This is a genomic window from Methylorubrum rhodesianum (genome assembly GCF_014199985.1).
GTDB classification, from domain to species: domain Bacteria; phylum Pseudomonadota; class Alphaproteobacteria; order Rhizobiales; family Beijerinckiaceae; genus Methylobacterium; species Methylobacterium rhodesianum.
On record NZ_JACHOS010000008.1, the window covers coordinates 125450 to 139753 of the forward strand.

The window sequence follows — 14304 nt, forward strand, 5'->3', positions numbered from 1 at the left end:
GTGGGGGCCAAAACCGGCCCTGACGCGTTGTCGGGCCATGTCGCGCGAACCCAAAACCTCCGAGCCGCCCCGCCTCGGCTTCTGCTGCACCTTCATTCCCGATCCGGATCCGGCCCACAAAACCCTGAAGGCCGCCAAGGATGCGGCCAAGCTGATGAATCTCGGCACGGTGACCATGGCGCATCTGGAGCGCCTCGGACCGGCTGCGCGATACGAGAAGCTGGAGGGCGTGGTGCGCCACAACCTCGCGGCCCTGGAGCGTCAGGTCGCCTGGGTCTCGGGCCGGCCGCCGCTGGAGCGGCTCCTGCGCATGGCGAGCTCCGTTCTGCCCGGCTACACCCATCCGGTGGCCGAGCCGCTCTATGCCGAGCCGGCGATGCGCGCCCTGATCGAGACCGGTCTCGCCCGGATCGGTGAACGGGCGCGGGCGGGGGGCGTGCGCCTCAGCATGCATCCCGGCCCGTTCTGCATCATCGCCTCGCGCAACCCGAACGCGCAGGCCAACGGCATCGCCGAACTCGAATACCACGCCGAGGTGATGACGATGCTGGGCTACGGCTCCGGCTGGCACCCGTTCGGCGCTCACCTCAACATCCATATCGGCGGTCGCGAGCCCGGCATCGAAGGGTTTCGCGAGAGCCTGTCCCTGATCTCGGAGACGGCGCGCAACCTGCTCACCGTCGAGAACGACGAGTCGCTGTTCGGCCTCGACGCGGTGCTGCGGCTCGGGGACCGGGTGCCGGTGGTGCTCGACCTCCATCACCACTGGGTCGAGAGCCGGGGCGAGTACATCGAGCCCGACGATCCCCGCGTCCAGGCGGTGATCGCCTCCTGGCGCGGGGTGCGGCCGGTGAGCCACATCAGCGTTTCACGGGAAACACTGCTGCCGGACCACGACCCCGCCGCCCTGCCGGACTACGCCGCCCTCTCGGGCCAGGGCCATTCCTGGCGCGATCTCGCGGCGCATTCCGACCTGATGTGGAACGAGGCCGTCAACGCGCTCGTCGCCCGCCATCTCGCCTGGACCGATTTCGAGATCGAGGCGAAGGGCAAGAACCGGGCGAGCGTGCCGCTGGCCGTGCGGATCGGACGCGACCTGTCCCTGGCCGCGGCGTGACGGCTCGAAGCGCGGCTGGGCGGATTTGACCCGGCGGACGGCGCCCGTCACCATGCTAGCTTCCTCATTCGTGCGCGGGCCCTCTCGGCCCGGTGCCCGTGGGAGCCGCGACCGGACACGATGAGCGAGGCCGATCGGACGAATTCCGTCAGCGACGACCGCCAGGGCGAGGCGCGCCGCCGCCTCGACCGGCTGGTGGCGCGGGCGCGGGCGGCGGGCCTGTGGGAGCGGGCCTGGCCGGTGCTGTGGCGCGGCCTCGGGGTCGCCCTCGCCTTCCTCGCCGTGTCGTGGCTCGGCCTGTGGCTCGACCTGTCCCCGCTCGGGCGCATGGTCGGACTCGGCCTCTTCACACTCCTGTTCGTCGCGGCGCTGCTGCCCGCCCTCCGCCTGCGGAGTTTGAGCCGCCGCGAGGCGCTCGCCCGTATCGACCGGGAGGCGGCTCGCCAGGGCGGAAGCGCCCACGATCCGGCCTCCTCCATCGAGGACACGCTGGCCGTCGGCCAGAGCGACCCCGTCACCCGCGCCCTCTGGGCCCTGCACCAGTCGCGGGCCGCCGCCGCCGTGGCGCGGCTGAAGGCCGGCCGCCCGCGCCCGCATATGCCGGGTCACGATCCCCTGGCGCTGCGCGCCGGCATCCTCGTCGCGGCGCTCGCCGCCCTGTTCGTCGCCGGCCCCGAATGGCGCGGACGCGTCGCCGCCGCCTTCGACTGGCGCGAGCCGCAGGCCGCCGCGCCGAGCTTCCGCGTCGACGGATGGATCGATCCGCCGATCTACACCCGCGTGCCCCCGCTGATCGTGACGATGTCGGGCACGGCCAAGGAGGCCGTGCAGCGCCTGCGCGCCCCGGTGAATTCCACCCTGATCGTGCGCATCGCCGGACAGGGCGAGGCGGAACTAACCCCGAACGCCGCCCTGGTGCCGATCCCCCGGGACGAGAAGGCCGCACCGAACCGGCCCGCGCCGCAGGGTGCCCCGCAGAATGGCGGACAGAACGGCGGGAAGAGCAGCGAGACCCGCGCCAGCCTGCGGGAGGAGCGTTTCCGGCTTGCCGGCGGCACCGCCGAACTCGGCATCGCCGCCTCCGGATCGGAGCCGCACCGCCTCGTGATCGAGACGATCCCCGACCGGCCGCCGGAAGTGAGCCGCGTCGGCGACCTGGAGGTCAACGGCCGCGGCACCTTCAACATCACCTACCGCGCCAAGGACGATTACGGCATCGCCTCGGCGGAGGGGCTGATCGAACCGCTGAAGGCCGGCCGCTCGCTCGTGCCCGTGCCCAAGATCGCGCTCGCGCTTCCCACCGACGCCACCGGCGAGACCGAGACCAAGACGCTGGTCGATCTCACCGACAATCCCTGGTCCGGCGCGCGGGTGAAGCTCACCCTCGTGGTGCGCGACGAGGCCGGGCAGGAGGGCCGCACCGAGACCGCCGAGATCGTGCTGCCGGCCCGTCCCTTCAGCCAGCCGCTCGCCCGGGCGCTGGCCGAGGAGCGCCGCCGTCTCGTGACCGCGCCGGACGAGGATCGCGCCCGCGTCCAGACCGCTCTCGACGCCCTGCGGATCGCCCCGGAGCGCTTCACGCCGCAGCCGGCGATCTTCCTCGGGCTCACCACCGCCGCCAATCGCCTGCGCGCGGCGAAGTCGGACGAGGATCTCACCAACGTCGCGGATCTTCTGTGGGAGATGGCCCTCAAGATCGAGGACGGCGACCTCTCGGATGCCGAGAAGGCCCTGCGCGCCGCCCAGGACCGCCTCAAGGAGGCGATCGACCGCAACGCGCCCGACGAGGAGATCAAGAAGCTCACCGAGGATCTGAAACAGGCCCTCGACAAGTTCATGAAGGAGTTCGCCCAGCGCGCGAAGCCGCAGCGCCAGCCGCAGGCGGAGCGCCGGCAGCAGCAGGGCGGCCAGACCGTCACGCCCGACGATCTCGAGAAGATGATCAAGGACATGCAGGAGGCGATGCAGCGCGGTGACACAGCGGAAGCCCAGCGCCTGCTCGACCAGCTCCGCAACGTGCTGGAGAACCTCCAGAATGCCGAGGGCGGACAGAAGTCCGACGGCGGCATGGCCGAGATGAACCGGCAGCTCGACGAGCTCGACAAGATGTCCCGCGACCAGCAGGACCTGCGCGACGAGACCTACAAGGAAGGGCAGCAGGGCCAGCAGCGCCCCGGTCAGCGCCAGCGGCCGCAGCCGGGCCAGCAGCAGGGGCAGCAGGGCCAGCGCGGGCAGCAGCCCGGCCAGCAGGGCGAAGGCCAGCAGGGGCAGCGGGGCCAGGGTCAGCAGGGTCAGGGCCAGCAGGGTCAGGGCGGCGGACAGCAGGGCCAGAACATGGGCCAGCGCCAGCAGGGCCTGCGCGAGCAGCTCCAGGATCTCAAGAACCGCATGAAGCAGCAGGGGCTTCAGGGCGAGGAGGGCCTGGCGGATGCCGAGGAGGCCATGCGCGAGGCCGAAGAGGCCCTGGGCCGCGGCCGCAACGGCGACGCGGTGGACGCCCAGGGCCGCGCGCTCGACGGGCTGAAGCGCGGCGCCGAGGGCATGCAGAAGCAGATGCAGCAGATGGCCGAGGGCGAAGGCCAGGGCGAGGGCCAGCAGGACGGGCAATCGCAGGGCCGCCAGGGCCGCTCGGGCTCCGCCGACGACGATCCGCTCGGCCGCCCGACCCGCGGGCGCGACCTCTCGAACGGCAACGTCCGGGTGCCCAACGCGGATGAGTCGGCAGTGCAGCGCGCCCGGCGGATCATGGAAGAGCTGCGGCGCAAGCTCGGCGACCCCTCGCGTCCGCAGGAGGAACTCGATTATTTCGAGCGCCTGCTCCGGCGGAACTGACGCCCCGAACAACTACCGCCCGGGCCGCCCCCGCGCGAGCGCGGTCCCTCACGAGATCAACGACCCATGTCCGCCAACCAGCTCGTTCTCCTCGCCTGCCTCGCGGTCGCCGTGGTGCTGCTCCTCGGCCTCGTCAACATGATGCGGGGTGGCAGCGCCAACCTCTCGCAGAAGCTGATGCGCCTGCGCGTGCTCCTGCAATTCGTGGCCATCATCGTCATCATGGGCGTGGTCTGGTGGCGTGCGGCCTGAGCGGCCGCCTCTCCTCACTCCTTGCCGCGCTCGAAGGTCACGATGCTGCGGGTCTCGCCCCGGTCGGCCCAGTTCGGCATCACCCGCCAGGGCGTCAGCACCCGCAGCCGGTCGCCGTCGAGGGTGAACATCCGGGTCTGTTTCGTGCCGACCCATTTCGGATCCCAGGCGACGTCGAGATCGGCGGTCCAGCTGTCACCGTCGAGGCGGAATGTCCCGGAATAGGAGACGAGGGTGCCCATCAGGGCGGCGCGCTGCGCCTCGGTCTCGGCGGGCTTGCGGCCCTCCCCGGTCAGGATGAAGAAGACGCGCTTCTCCGGCGTGAAGTAGGCGTAGCCGGTCGGGTGCGCCCCCATCACCGGCAGCTTCTCGCCGTTCTCGCGCACCTCGACCTCGTAGGAGACGAGCTTCCAAAGCCCGGTCAGACGGGCCTCGTCCGCCGCCCGGACCGGCTGCGGGCCGGCGGCCAGAGCCACCGCGCCCACCATCCCCATCGCCACCATCGTCGTCCGCATTGCTTCCCCCGGCTCCGGCGCACCCCTCACCGGGATCGCCGGGTCCAACGCGAGAGGAGCGCAGCGGATGCATGATCGCGACTGACTCACCCTGTGCGGGCACCGCCGCCGACGGATGCGTCCGCGATCGGCGATGCCGGGTCAGACCGGAGTGTGGCGTCGGCGCCCCACCGGATGGGCAAAAGCGCCGAAGGCGGATGAATCCGCGGGCTGTGCTCAAGGCGTCGTGATATTCGAGGCGGGTTGAAACGGACGGATCGACCGCCGATGAAGTCACCTCTTGCCCGGATTTTCGTCGGCGTTCTTGCCGGCTCGGCCATCACGGCCACGCAGGCCGCCGATCTCGGCGCCGCCCGGGCCCCCGCCGCACCGCCCTACTTCGCCCCCGTCCAGCCCTACTCGATCGTCTCCGAGATCCGCATCGGCGGCTCGGTCCAGGATCCGGGCAGCGCCGAGGGCAAGCTTCCGGGCTTCAGCACGGCGAACGTCAACGGCGAAATCCTGTTCGCCAAGCCGCTCGTGACCACCGACCCGTTCTGGCAGGCCTTCGTGCCGCGGCCCACCGTGGGCGGCAGCTACAACACCGGCGGCCGCACCAGCTACGCCTATATCGGCGCCACCTGGACCGTGGATCTCTTCCCCGAGACCCTCGGCCGACGCGTCTTCCTCGAAGGCTTCTTCGGCGGCGCCGCGCATAACGGCTATACCGGCCTGAAGGCGAACGCCCCCTACGGCTTCAACGCCCTGGGCTGCAACCCGCTGTTCCGCGAGGCGGCGGCGCTGGGCTTCCGCATCGACGAGCACTGGAGCGTGATGGCCACGGTCGAGCACATGTCGAATGCCGGCCTGTGCGGCGACAACCGCGGCCTGACCAATTTCGGCGGCAAGCTCGGCTACACCTTCTGACCTGACGCCCGGCCGCCGGCCGCTTTTGCGGCTTGCCGGGCTTTTACGGCTTGCAAAGACCCGCCCGGCGCGAAACATCGCCCGGCGGGTCTTTTCTCTTCGATGAACACCATGCCCCGCGGGAGGGACGTCGTGGTCAAGCTCAACCGGATCTACACCCGCACCGGCGACCAGGGCACGACCGGGCTCGCCAACGGCGAGCGCCGCTCCAAGGCGGATCTTCGGGTGGAGGCCTACGGCACCGTCGACGAGACCAATGCCTGCATCGGCCTCGCCCGCCTCACCGCCGAACCCGCCCTCGACGCGATGCTGGCGCGCATCCAGAACGACCTGTTCGACCTCGGCGCCGACCTCGCCACCCCGCCGAGCGACGCACCGCTGGGCTACGAGCCCCTGCGCGTCGTCGCCGCCCAGGTGCAGCGGCTCGAGGCCGAGATCGACGCGCTCAACGCCAACATCCCGCCCTTGAAGTCCTTCGTCCTGCCCGGCGGCTCGGCGACGGCCGCCGCGCTCCACCTCGCCCGCACCGTCTGCCGCCGGGCCGAGCGGCTCGTGGTCTCCCTGTCGGGCATCGAGCGCGAGGCGATCTCGGGAGAGGCCCTGCAATATCTCAACCGGCTCTCGGACTTCCTGTTCGTAGCCTCCCGCGCGGCCAACCGCGACGGCGCCGACGACGTGCTCTGGGTCCCCGGGCAAAACCGTTGAGAGTCCGTCAGTCACGCCCCGCTCAGGCGCGTTGACAATCGGGAAATCGCCTCGCTACGGTCCCGCCGCCCCGACAATCCAATCGAGTGCGGTCAAGCGGGTCCGAGAGCTGTCCGTCAAGTGACGCCGGGACTTCGCAGGAACGGAGGAATGCGAAAGCCATGAAGGTCCTGGTGCCCGTCAAGCGGGTCGTCGATTACAACGTGAAGATCCGCGTCAAGGCCGACGGGTCGGGCGTGGAGCTCGCCAACGTCAAGATGTCGATGAACCCCTTCGACGAGATCGCCGTCGAGGAGGCGATCCGCCTGAAAGAGAAGGGCAAGGTCACCGAGATCGTCGCCGTCTCGATCGGTCCGCAGCAGGCGCAGGAGACCCTGCGCACCGCGCTCGCCATGGGCGCCGACCGGGCGATTCTCGTGAAAACCGACGTGAATTGCGAGCCGCTTGCCGTCGCCAAGGTGCTGAAGGCGGTGGTCGAGAAGGAGAACCCGAACCTCGTCATCCTCGGCAAGCAGGCGATCGACGACGATTCGAACCAGACCGGCCAGATGCTGGCGGCCCTTCTCGGCTGGCCGCAGGGCACCTTCGCCTTCAGGCTCGAATTCGGTGAGGGCGCGATCGACGTGACCCGCGAGGTCGATGGCGGCCTCCAGACCGTCTCGCTCAAGCTGCCGGCGATCGTCACGACCGACCTGCGCCTCAACGAGCCGCGCTACGCGTCCCTGCCCAACATCATGAAGGCGAAGAAGAAGCCGCTGGAGGAGCTGTCTCCGGAGGGCCTCGGGATCGACGTCACGCCGAAGCTGACCGTGCTCAAGGTCGCCGAGCCGCCGGGCCGTCAGGCGGGCGTCAAGGTCGGCTCCGCGGCCGATCTGGTGCAGAAGCTCAAGATCGAAGCCGGCGTGCTCTGATTTCTCAGGCCGCGCCGCTCCCGATCCCGGTCGAGCGGCGCCCCCCTCCTCGTTTTCGAAAGCTTCGTCGATGACAACGCTCCTCTACGTCGAGCATGCCAACGGACAGATCAAGGACGGCAGCCTCAAGGCCCTCACCGCGGCCAAGCAACTCGGGCAGCCGATCCACGCCCTGGTGCTCGGCTCCGGCTCGCGGGCGGCGGCCGAGGCCGCGGCCAAGCTCGACGGCGTCGAGAAGGTGCTGAACACCGAGGACGCCGCCTACGACCACGACCTCGCCGAGCCGACCGCCGCGCTGATCGCCGGGATCGCCGAGCCCTACGACGCGATCGTCGCCGCCGCAACGACCACGGGCAAGAACACCCTGCCGCGGGTGGCCGCCCTCCTCGACGTCGCGCAGATCTCCGACATCATCAAGGTGGTCTCGCCCGACACCTTCGAGCGGCCGATCTACGCCGGCAACGCGATCCAGACCGTGCAGGCCGGCGCCGGCAAGCGCGTCATCACCGTGCGCACGGCGGCCTTCAAGCCGGCCGAAGAGGGTGGCGCCGCCGCCGCGGTCGAGGCGGTCTCAGCCGCCGCCCCCGACGCGCTGGGCGCCGCCTACAAGTCGGAAGAGATCGCCAAGTCCGACCGGCCGGAGCTGGCATCGGCCAAGTTCATCGTCTCCGGCGGCCGCTCGCTCGGCTCGGCGGAGAAGTTCAAGGAGCTGATCGAGCCGCTGGCCGATGCGCTCGGTGCTGCGGTCGGCGCCTCCCGCGCGGCGGTCGATGCCGGTTACGCGCCGAACGACTGGCAGGTCGGCCAGACCGGCAAGGTGGTGGCGCCCGATCTCTACGTGGCGGTCGGCATCTCCGGCGCGATCCAGCATCTCGCCGGCATGAAGGACTCGAAGGTGATCGTTGCGGTCAACAAGGACGAGGACGCCCCGATCTTCCAGGTTGCGGATTACGGCCTCGTCGGCGACCTGTTCCAGGTCGTTCCCGAGCTGCAGGCCGAGATCGCCAAGGCCAAGGATCGGTAGGGGTCACGACCAGCAACACCGTGTCGGACCGGTCCGGCAACCCTGCGGCTTGTGACCGGTTTGACGCATTTGTTGCAGTGCCGCATTCTAGGGGTGCGGATTGAGGGACGATGCCGCAGCAGGCAGGACGCGATACGGGTATGGGCATCGAGATCAAGACGGTCGGCATCATCGGTGCCGGCCAGATGGGCAGCGGGATCGCGCATGTTTGCGCGGCATCGGGCCTGGACGTTCGGCTGAACGACCGTGATTCGGAGCGGATCGACGCCGCTCTCGGCCTGATCGACGCGAATCTGACGCGCCAGGTTCAGAAGGGGACGTTCAGCGACGAGCAGCGTCGCGGCGCCCTGGCGCGGATCGGCGTCGCGCCGACCTTCGACGATCTCGGCGCCTGCGACCTCGTCATCGAGGCCGCCACCGAGGACGAGGCGACCAAGCGCAAGATCTTCCAGACGCTCTGCCCCTCGCTCAAGCCCGACGCCCTGGTCGCGACCAATACCTCGTCGATCTCGATCACCCGGCTCGCGGCGGCGACGGACCGGCCCGACCGCTTCATCGGCATCCATTTCATGAATCCGGTGCCGGTGATGCAGCTCGTCGAGCTGATCCGCGGCATCGCCACCGAGGACCCGACCTACGAATCGGCCAAGGCCTTCATCGCCCGGCTCGGCAAGACCTCGACCATGTCGGAGGATTTCCCGGCCTTCATCGTCAACCGCATCCTGCTGCCGATGATCAATGAGGCGATCTACACCCTCTACGAGGGCGTGGGCTCGGTGGAGTCGATCGATACGGCGATGCGGCTCGGTGCGAACCATCCGATGGGTCCGCTGCAGCTGGCCGACTTCATCGGCCTCGATACCTGCCTGTCGGTGATGCAGGTGCTCTACGAGGGGCTGGCCGATTCGAAGTATCGGCCCTGTCCGCTTCTGGTGAAGTACGTCGAGGCCGGCTGGCTCGGCCGCAAGACCAAGCGCGGCTTCTACGACTACCGCGGCGAGACGCCGATCCCGACGCGCTGAGGCGCGAATCTCGCCTCCTGAACGAAGAAGCCGCCCAGGATGCTGTCCCGGGCGGCTTTTTCGTGATCCGGGCGCTGCCGCCTTACTGAGCCGACTTCTGCGCCGGCTGCGGGTAGGCCGGGTTCTCGGTCGGCACGTTGCCGCTGTTGGAGGACGGGGCCTTGTTCACGGAACCCGTCGTCATCTCGCGGGACGATTCCTGGCTCTTGCCGGCGTAGTCGGAGGTCGTCTCCGCCCGGTTCCAGCTCAGGAGGCCGACGGTGGCCACCGCCAGCAGCACGAGGCTCGCCACCAGCACGTAGAGGACGGGCTTGCCCTTCGCGCCCTGGCGGGCATCGGTTTGGTTCTCGATCTGCGCCATGAAGTGTCTCTCCTTCGCCCTCGTGAGAGCGGCGTGGTTTCGCATCGGGATATGCGTCGCCAACGCCGGTCAGGCTTGGAGAGTTCCTAGCGGAACCTGTACCGTCAGCGCCCCGTGACGAGCAGAATCTTGCCCGTGTGGCTGCTCGTCTCCATCAGCTCGTGGGCCTTGCGCGCCTCCTCCAGGGGGAAGGTGGCATGGACGATCGGCCGGACCTTGCCCGCCTCGACCAGCGGCCAGACGTCCCGCTTCAGCCCCTCGGCGATGGCGGCCTTGGCTTCCTTGGCCTGGGCCCGCAGGGTCGCGCCGGTGATCGTCAGGCGCTTGAGCATGATCGGGGTCAGGGTCAGGTTCTCGGCCTTGTAGCCCTGCATGAAGGCGATCTGGACGAGGCGTCCCTCCACCGCCAGTGAGGCGATGTTTTTCTGCAGGTAGGCGGCGCCCACCATGTCGAGGATGACGTCGACGCCCTTCCCATCGGTCAGGCGCTTCACCTCCTCGGCGAAATCCGTCTCGCGGTAGTTGATCGCGGCATCCGCACCCAGCTCCTCGCAGAACCGGCACTTCTCGGCCGAGCCGGCGGTGGTGAGGACGCGGGCGCCGTGCTGCTTGGCGATCTGGATCGCGGTGGTGCCGATGCCGCTCGAGCCGCCGTGGACGAGGAAGGTCTCGCCCTTCTGCAGCCGCCCGCGCTGGATCACGGTGGAATAGACGGTGAAGACCGTCTCCGGCAGGCCGGCGGCCTCCACCAGGGAGAGCGGCCCCGGCCGCTTCAGCACCTGCCCGGCCTCGGCCACCGCGAACTCGGCGTAGCCGCCGCTGATGACGAGGGCGCAGACCTCGTCGCCTTCCGCAAACCCCGTCACGCCCTCGCCCAGCGCCGCGATGCGGCCCGCGATCTCGAGGCCGGGGATCTCGGTCGCACCCTTCGGCGGCGGATAGCTGCCCTGGCGCTGCATGATGTCGGGCCGGTTGACCCCCGCCGCGACCACCTCGATCAGAACCTGCCCGGCCGCGGGCTCGGGCAGCGGCACGGTCTCGACCGCCATGACCTCCGGACCGCCCGCGCCGTTGAAGCGGATCTGGCGCATGGTCTCGGGCAGGTTTCTGGGCATGGGGTCTCCTCGGACTCACGCGGCGGGTTGGTCGCTCGCAGTTTGGGTCACATGGCGCATGGGGCGGGGCGCGTCGAGCCGTGTTATACTCGGACGCCGAAGGTGACCTCATGACGAAGCTGCTCGAACAAGCTGTCGAAACCGTCCGCGGGCTTCCCGCGGCCGATCAGGATACCATCGCGCAGGCCATGCTCGGCCTCGCAGGGCTCGGCTCGGCGGAAGACATCGATCCCGAGCATCTTGAAGATGTGCTGGCCGGGCTCGCCGAGATCGAGAGCGGTGAGCTGGCATCCCCCGAAGAGGTCGAAGCCGCCTTTCGCAGCTTCGAGCGATGAAGCTCGAAGTCTCCCGACGCGCAGCCCGGCGCCTGCACGAGATCGCCGACTACATCCATCGCGAAAACCCCTCGGCCGCCCTCCATGTGCAGAGGACGATCCGAGAGGCATTCGCGCTCCTGGCGACGTATCCGGACGCCGGGCGCGTCGTGCGGCCGAAGCTGCGCCGTTTCGTCGTGCCGAGGCTTCCGTACCTGATCTATTACACCGTCGATGAAACGACCGATGCCGTCATCGTCGTCACGATCCGCCATGCGGCTCGGCGCCGCCAGAGCTGACGGACGGAAAGCTCAGCGCGTACCGTACATCCGGTCGCCGGCGTCACCCAGGCCCGGCACGATGTAGCCGTGGTCGTTGAGGTGGCTGTCGATCGCCGCGGTCCAGACCGGCACGTCGGGATGGGCCGCCTGGAAGCGGGCGATGCCCTCGGGCGCGGCGAGCAGGCAGACGAAGCGGAGATCCTTCGCGCCCCGGCTCTTGAGCCGCTCCACCGCCGCGACGGCTGAGTTGGCCGTGGCGAGCATGGGATCGAGCACCAGCACCGTGCGGTCGGCGAGATCCGACGGGCTCTTGAAGTAGTACTCGATCGCCTGAAGCGTGTCGGGATCGCGGTAGAGACCGACATGGGCGACGCGGGCCGAGGGCATCAGAGAGAGCATGCCGTCGAGGAAGCCGACGCCGGCGCGCAGGATCGGGGCGAGCACCAGCTTCTTGCCGGCGATCCGGCGCCCTTCCATCGCCTGGATCGGCGTCTGGATGGTGACCGGTTCGAGCGGCAGGTCGCGAGTGACCTCGTAGGCCAGCAGCATGCCGATCTCGTTGAGGAGTTCGCGGAACCCCTTGGTCGAGCGCTCGCCGTCCCGCATCATCGTGAGCTTGTGCTGGACGAGGGGGTGATCGACCACCGTCACCCGTGCCGTGCCGCCGCTCTCCACCTGCATCGAACCCGTTCCCGTGCCTGCCGCGATATGCCTGTCGCAATCCGGGCCGCACGATGCCACGGGGGGCGGAGGAAACCGAGACGCGCGGGACGTTTTCCTGGACGAACCGTTGGCGAATCGCTCAATCGAGAATCGGCGGCGACTTCAGCACCAGCACCGCCCGCTCGGGCAGATCGACCGTGCCGCCGGCACGGACCGGCGCGCGCGCTCCGTCGGGCACGGCGCCGGTGTCGAGGGTGGTGTCGAAGACCGGGCGCCAAGGGCCGCCGAGCGCCGGCGGCAGGGCGAAGGGACAGGGCTCCGCCGCCGCGTTCATCAGGATGAGGACGCGCTCCGATCCCTCGATGTCGTTGCTCATCTGCATGCCGAAGGCGCGGCGCTCGCCATCGCCCCAGGCGGCCTCGTCCATCTCGGTCCCGTCCGGGGAGAGCCAATGGACATCCTTCAGTTCGGTCTCGCCGACGCGGCTGCCGAGGAGGAAGTGGCGCCGCCGCAGGGAACGGCACGCCCGCCGCAGGGCGGCGAGGTTGGCCACGAAGGCGGTGAGCGTCGGATCGGGGTCGTGCTCCCAGTCCATCCAGCTCAGGGCGTTGTCCTGGCAATAGGCGTTGTTGTTGCCGCCCTGCGTACGCGACCGCTCGTCGCCCATCAGCAGCATCGGCACGCCCTGCGCGAAGAACACGCAGGCCAGCATGTTGCGCTTCTGCCGGGCACGAAGTCCGAGGATGCGGGCATCGTCGGTCGGACCCTCGACGCCGTAATTGGCCGAGAGGTTGTGGCCGTGGCCGTCGCGGTTTCCCTCGCCATTGGCCTCGTTGTGCTTCTCCTCGTAGGCGACCGCGTCGGCGAGGGTGTAGCCGTCATGCGAGGCGACGAAGTTGATGCTGGCCAGCGGCGAGCGGCCGGACGGCAGGAAGATCTCGCGCGAGCCGGAGAGCCCCTGCGTCAGCTTGGCGAGCGTGCCGGAATCCCCGCGCCAGAAGCCGCGCAGGTTGTCCCGGAACTGGTCGTTCCACTCGCTCCAGCCGTAGGGATAGCCGCCGAGCTGGTAGCCGCCCCCGCCGATGTCCCAGGGCTCGGCGATGAGTTTGACCCGCGAGAGGACGGGGTCCTGCTGCACCGCCTGGAAGAAGGCGGCCTGGGGCGTGAAGTCGCCGGGCGCCCGGCCGAGACTGGTGGCGAGATCGAAGCGGAAGCCCGCCACGCCGTAGGCGGTCACCCAGTGGCGCAGGCTGTCGAGCACCATCCGCATCACCCGCGGATGGGCGACGTTCAGGGTGTTGCCGCAGCCGGTGCAGTCGATGTTGCGGCGCGGATTTTCCGGGTCGAGCTTGTAGTAGCTCGCATTGTCGATGCCGCGGAAGGCGAGCGTCGGCCCGAGATGGTCGCCTTCCGCCGTGTGGTTGTAGACCACGTCGATCAGGGTCTCGATGCCGGCCGAGGCGAGTTCGCGGATGGCGAAGCGCAGCCCGCTCGCCCCGCCCTCGCCGAGATAGCGCGGCTCGGGGGCGAAGTAGTTGTAGGGCTGGTAGCCCCAGAAATTGACGAGCCCCTTGTCGACGAGGAAGCGGTCGTCGGCGAAGGCCTGGATCGGCAGGAGTTCGAGGGCGGTGACGCCGAGCTTCAACAGGTGCTCGATGATCGCCGGATGGGCAAGGCCGAGATAGGTGCCGCGCTCGGCCTCCGAGAGCGCCGGATGGGTCATGGTGAGCGCCCTGACATGGGCCTCGTAGATCACCGTCTCGTGGAGCGGGCGCGCGTTGGGCAGGCCGACGGGATCGGGCGTGTCGGGTCGGGTGACCACGCCGCGGGGCAGGAAGGGCGCGCTGTCGCGCCGGTCGATCTGGTCCTCGCGGGCGCCGCCATGGCGGTGGCTGTAGAGCGCATCGTGCCAGCGGATGCGGCCGGCGATCTCGCGGGCATAGGGGTCGAGGACGAGCTTGGCCGGGTTGAAGCGGTGCCCGGCGGCCGGGTCCCAAGGGCCGAACACTCGGTACGCGTAGAGCTGGCCCGGCAGCAGGCCGTGCAGATAACCGTGGAAGACGTCGTCGGTCCGGCAGGGCAGGCGGATCGTGCGCGATTCGTGCCGCGCGCCCGGCTCGAACAGGCAGAGATCGACCCGGGTCGCGTTCTGCGAGAAGAGGGCGAAGTTGACGCCGCGGCCGTCGAAATGCGCGCCGAGCGGCGTCGGCAGGCCCTCCTCGATGACGATCATTCCGGTCCTTCGTGAAGCGGGGCCCAAAAGAACAGGCCACGCCTCGACTTAGG

15 protein-coding genes are annotated in these 14304 nt (G+C 69.5%); 10 read left to right on the forward strand and 5 right to left on the reverse strand.

The features are described 5' to 3' along the window. The first annotated feature begins 37 nt into the window (after positions 1-37). The 3 genes from HNR01_RS13385 (at position 38) to HNR01_RS13395 (ending at position 4201) form a co-directional block, all read left to right on the forward strand. Positions 38-1117, forward strand: a complete 1080-nt coding sequence (locus HNR01_RS13385) for an apurinic/apyrimidinic endonuclease family protein (RefSeq protein WP_183668040.1) — start codon at positions 38-40, stop codon at positions 1115-1117. A gap of 120 nt (positions 1118-1237) precedes the next feature. After that, positions 1238-3949 (forward strand): TIGR02302 family protein, encoded by a 2712-nt coding sequence (locus tag HNR01_RS13390; protein WP_183668041.1) that lies wholly within the window; start codon positions 1238-1240, stop codon positions 3947-3949. A gap of 66 nt (positions 3950-4015) precedes the next feature. After that, positions 4016-4201, forward strand: coding sequence for a twin transmembrane helix small protein (locus HNR01_RS13395; RefSeq protein WP_017485169.1), 186 nt, complete (start codon positions 4016-4018; stop codon positions 4199-4201). A gap of 14 nt (positions 4202-4215) precedes the next feature. Here HNR01_RS13395 and HNR01_RS13400 read toward each other — a convergent pair whose 3' ends face one another. Further along, entirely contained in the window at positions 4216-4716 is a 501-nt protein-coding gene (locus HNR01_RS13400) for a lipocalin-like domain-containing protein (protein ID WP_183668042.1), read from the reverse strand. 267 nt (positions 4717-4983) lie between these two features. Here HNR01_RS13400 and HNR01_RS13405 point away from each other — a divergent pair, with 267 nt between their 5' ends. The 5 genes from HNR01_RS13405 to HNR01_RS13425 all read left to right on the forward strand — a co-directional run bounded on the left by HNR01_RS13405 (position 4984) and on the right by HNR01_RS13425 (position 9284). Then, positions 4984-5622, forward strand: a complete 639-nt coding sequence (locus HNR01_RS13405) for an acyloxyacyl hydrolase (RefSeq protein ID WP_096484759.1) — start codon at positions 4984-4986, stop codon at positions 5620-5622. A 132-nt stretch (positions 5623-5754) separates the two neighbouring features. Next, complete coding sequence (locus HNR01_RS13410) at positions 5755-6327, forward strand: cob(I)yrinic acid a,c-diamide adenosyltransferase (RefSeq protein WP_026105625.1); 573 nt, start codon at positions 5755-5757, stop codon at positions 6325-6327. 161 nt (positions 6328-6488) lie between these two features. Further along, complete coding sequence (locus HNR01_RS13415) at positions 6489-7238, forward strand: electron transfer flavoprotein subunit beta/FixA family protein (protein ID WP_183668043.1); 750 nt, start codon at positions 6489-6491, stop codon at positions 7236-7238. 70 nt (positions 7239-7308) lie between these two features. Then, on the forward strand, positions 7309-8262 hold the full coding sequence (locus tag HNR01_RS13420) for an electron transfer flavoprotein subunit alpha/FixB family protein (protein WP_183668044.1): 954 nt from the start codon (positions 7309-7311) through the stop codon (positions 8260-8262). 140 nt (positions 8263-8402) lie between these two features. Then, a complete protein-coding gene (locus HNR01_RS13425) occupies positions 8403-9284 on the forward strand; it encodes a 3-hydroxybutyryl-CoA dehydrogenase (RefSeq protein WP_183668152.1) in 882 nt (293 codons plus the stop codon). Between the two features lie 82 nt (positions 9285-9366). Here HNR01_RS13425 and HNR01_RS13430 read toward each other — a convergent pair whose 3' ends face one another. After that, entirely contained in the window at positions 9367-9645 is a 279-nt protein-coding gene (locus HNR01_RS13430; RefSeq protein WP_183668045.1) for a hypothetical protein, read from the reverse strand. A gap of 104 nt (positions 9646-9749) precedes the next feature. After that, a complete protein-coding gene (locus HNR01_RS13435) occupies positions 9750-10760 on the reverse strand; it encodes an NAD(P)H-quinone oxidoreductase (protein ID WP_183668046.1) in 1011 nt (336 codons plus the stop codon). A gap of 110 nt (positions 10761-10870) precedes the next feature. Between HNR01_RS13435 and HNR01_RS13440 the strand changes: the two genes are divergently transcribed. Both HNR01_RS13440 and HNR01_RS13445 read left to right on the forward strand, forming a co-directional pair. Beyond that, positions 10871-11095, forward strand: coding sequence for a hypothetical protein (locus HNR01_RS13440; RefSeq protein WP_017485160.1), 225 nt, complete (start codon positions 10871-10873; stop codon positions 11093-11095). Next, positions 11092-11373 carry a type II toxin-antitoxin system RelE/ParE family toxin gene (locus HNR01_RS13445; protein ID WP_017485159.1) on the forward strand — a complete coding sequence of 94 codons (282 nt, stop codon included), beginning with the start codon at positions 11092-11094 and terminating at the stop codon, positions 11371-11373. Before HNR01_RS13440 ends, HNR01_RS13445 begins: the two co-directional genes overlap by 4 nt. Before the next feature lie 12 nt (positions 11374-11385). Here HNR01_RS13445 and upp read toward each other — a convergent pair whose 3' ends face one another. Then, positions 11386-12036, reverse strand: coding sequence for a uracil phosphoribosyltransferase (upp, locus tag HNR01_RS13450; protein WP_183668047.1), 651 nt, complete (start codon positions 12034-12036; stop codon positions 11386-11388). Positions 12037-12157: 121 nt separating this feature from the next. Continuing rightward, entirely contained in the window at positions 12158-14251 is a 2094-nt protein-coding gene (glgX, locus tag HNR01_RS13455; RefSeq protein ID WP_183668048.1) for a glycogen debranching protein GlgX, read from the reverse strand. Positions 14252-14304 lie beyond the last annotated feature (53 nt).

Excerpts from the sequence above, each read along its gene's own strand:
- HNR01_RS13385 (WP_183668040.1), top strand. The coding sequence starts at position 38 with ATGTCGCGCGAACCCAAAACCTCCGAGCCGCCCCGCCTCGGCTTCTGC.
- HNR01_RS13390 (WP_183668041.1), top strand. The coding sequence starts at position 1,238 with ATGAGCGAGGCCGATCGGACGAATTCCGTCAGCGACGACCGCCAGGGC.
- HNR01_RS13395 (WP_017485169.1), top strand. The coding sequence starts at position 4,016 with ATGTCCGCCAACCAGCTCGTTCTCCTCGCCTGCCTCGCGGTCGCCGTG.
- HNR01_RS13400 (WP_183668042.1), bottom strand. The coding sequence starts at position 4,716 with ATGCGGACGACGATGGTGGCGATGGGGATGGTGGGCGCGGTGGCTCTG.
- HNR01_RS13405 (WP_096484759.1), top strand. The coding sequence starts at position 4,984 with ATGAAGTCACCTCTTGCCCGGATTTTCGTCGGCGTTCTTGCCGGCTCG.
- HNR01_RS13415 (WP_183668043.1), top strand. The coding sequence starts at position 6,489 with ATGAAGGTCCTGGTGCCCGTCAAGCGGGTCGTCGATTACAACGTGAAG.
- HNR01_RS13420 (WP_183668044.1), top strand. The coding sequence starts at position 7,309 with ATGACAACGCTCCTCTACGTCGAGCATGCCAACGGACAGATCAAGGAC.
- HNR01_RS13425 (WP_183668152.1), top strand. The coding sequence starts at position 8,403 with ATGGGCATCGAGATCAAGACGGTCGGCATCATCGGTGCCGGCCAGATG.
- HNR01_RS13430 (WP_183668045.1), bottom strand. The coding sequence starts at position 9,645 with ATGGCGCAGATCGAGAACCAAACCGATGCCCGCCAGGGCGCGAAGGGC.
- HNR01_RS13435 (WP_183668046.1), bottom strand. The coding sequence starts at position 10,760 with ATGCCCAGAAACCTGCCCGAGACCATGCGCCAGATCCGCTTCAACGGC.
- HNR01_RS13440 (WP_017485160.1), top strand. The coding sequence starts at position 10,871 with ATGACGAAGCTGCTCGAACAAGCTGTCGAAACCGTCCGCGGGCTTCCC.
- HNR01_RS13445 (WP_017485159.1), top strand. The coding sequence starts at position 11,092 with ATGAAGCTCGAAGTCTCCCGACGCGCAGCCCGGCGCCTGCACGAGATC.
- upp (WP_183668047.1), bottom strand. The coding sequence starts at position 12,036 with ATGCAGGTGGAGAGCGGCGGCACGGCACGGGTGACGGTGGTCGATCAC.
- glgX (WP_183668048.1), bottom strand. The coding sequence starts at position 14,251 with ATGATCGTCATCGAGGAGGGCCTGCCGACGCCGCTCGGCGCGCATTTC.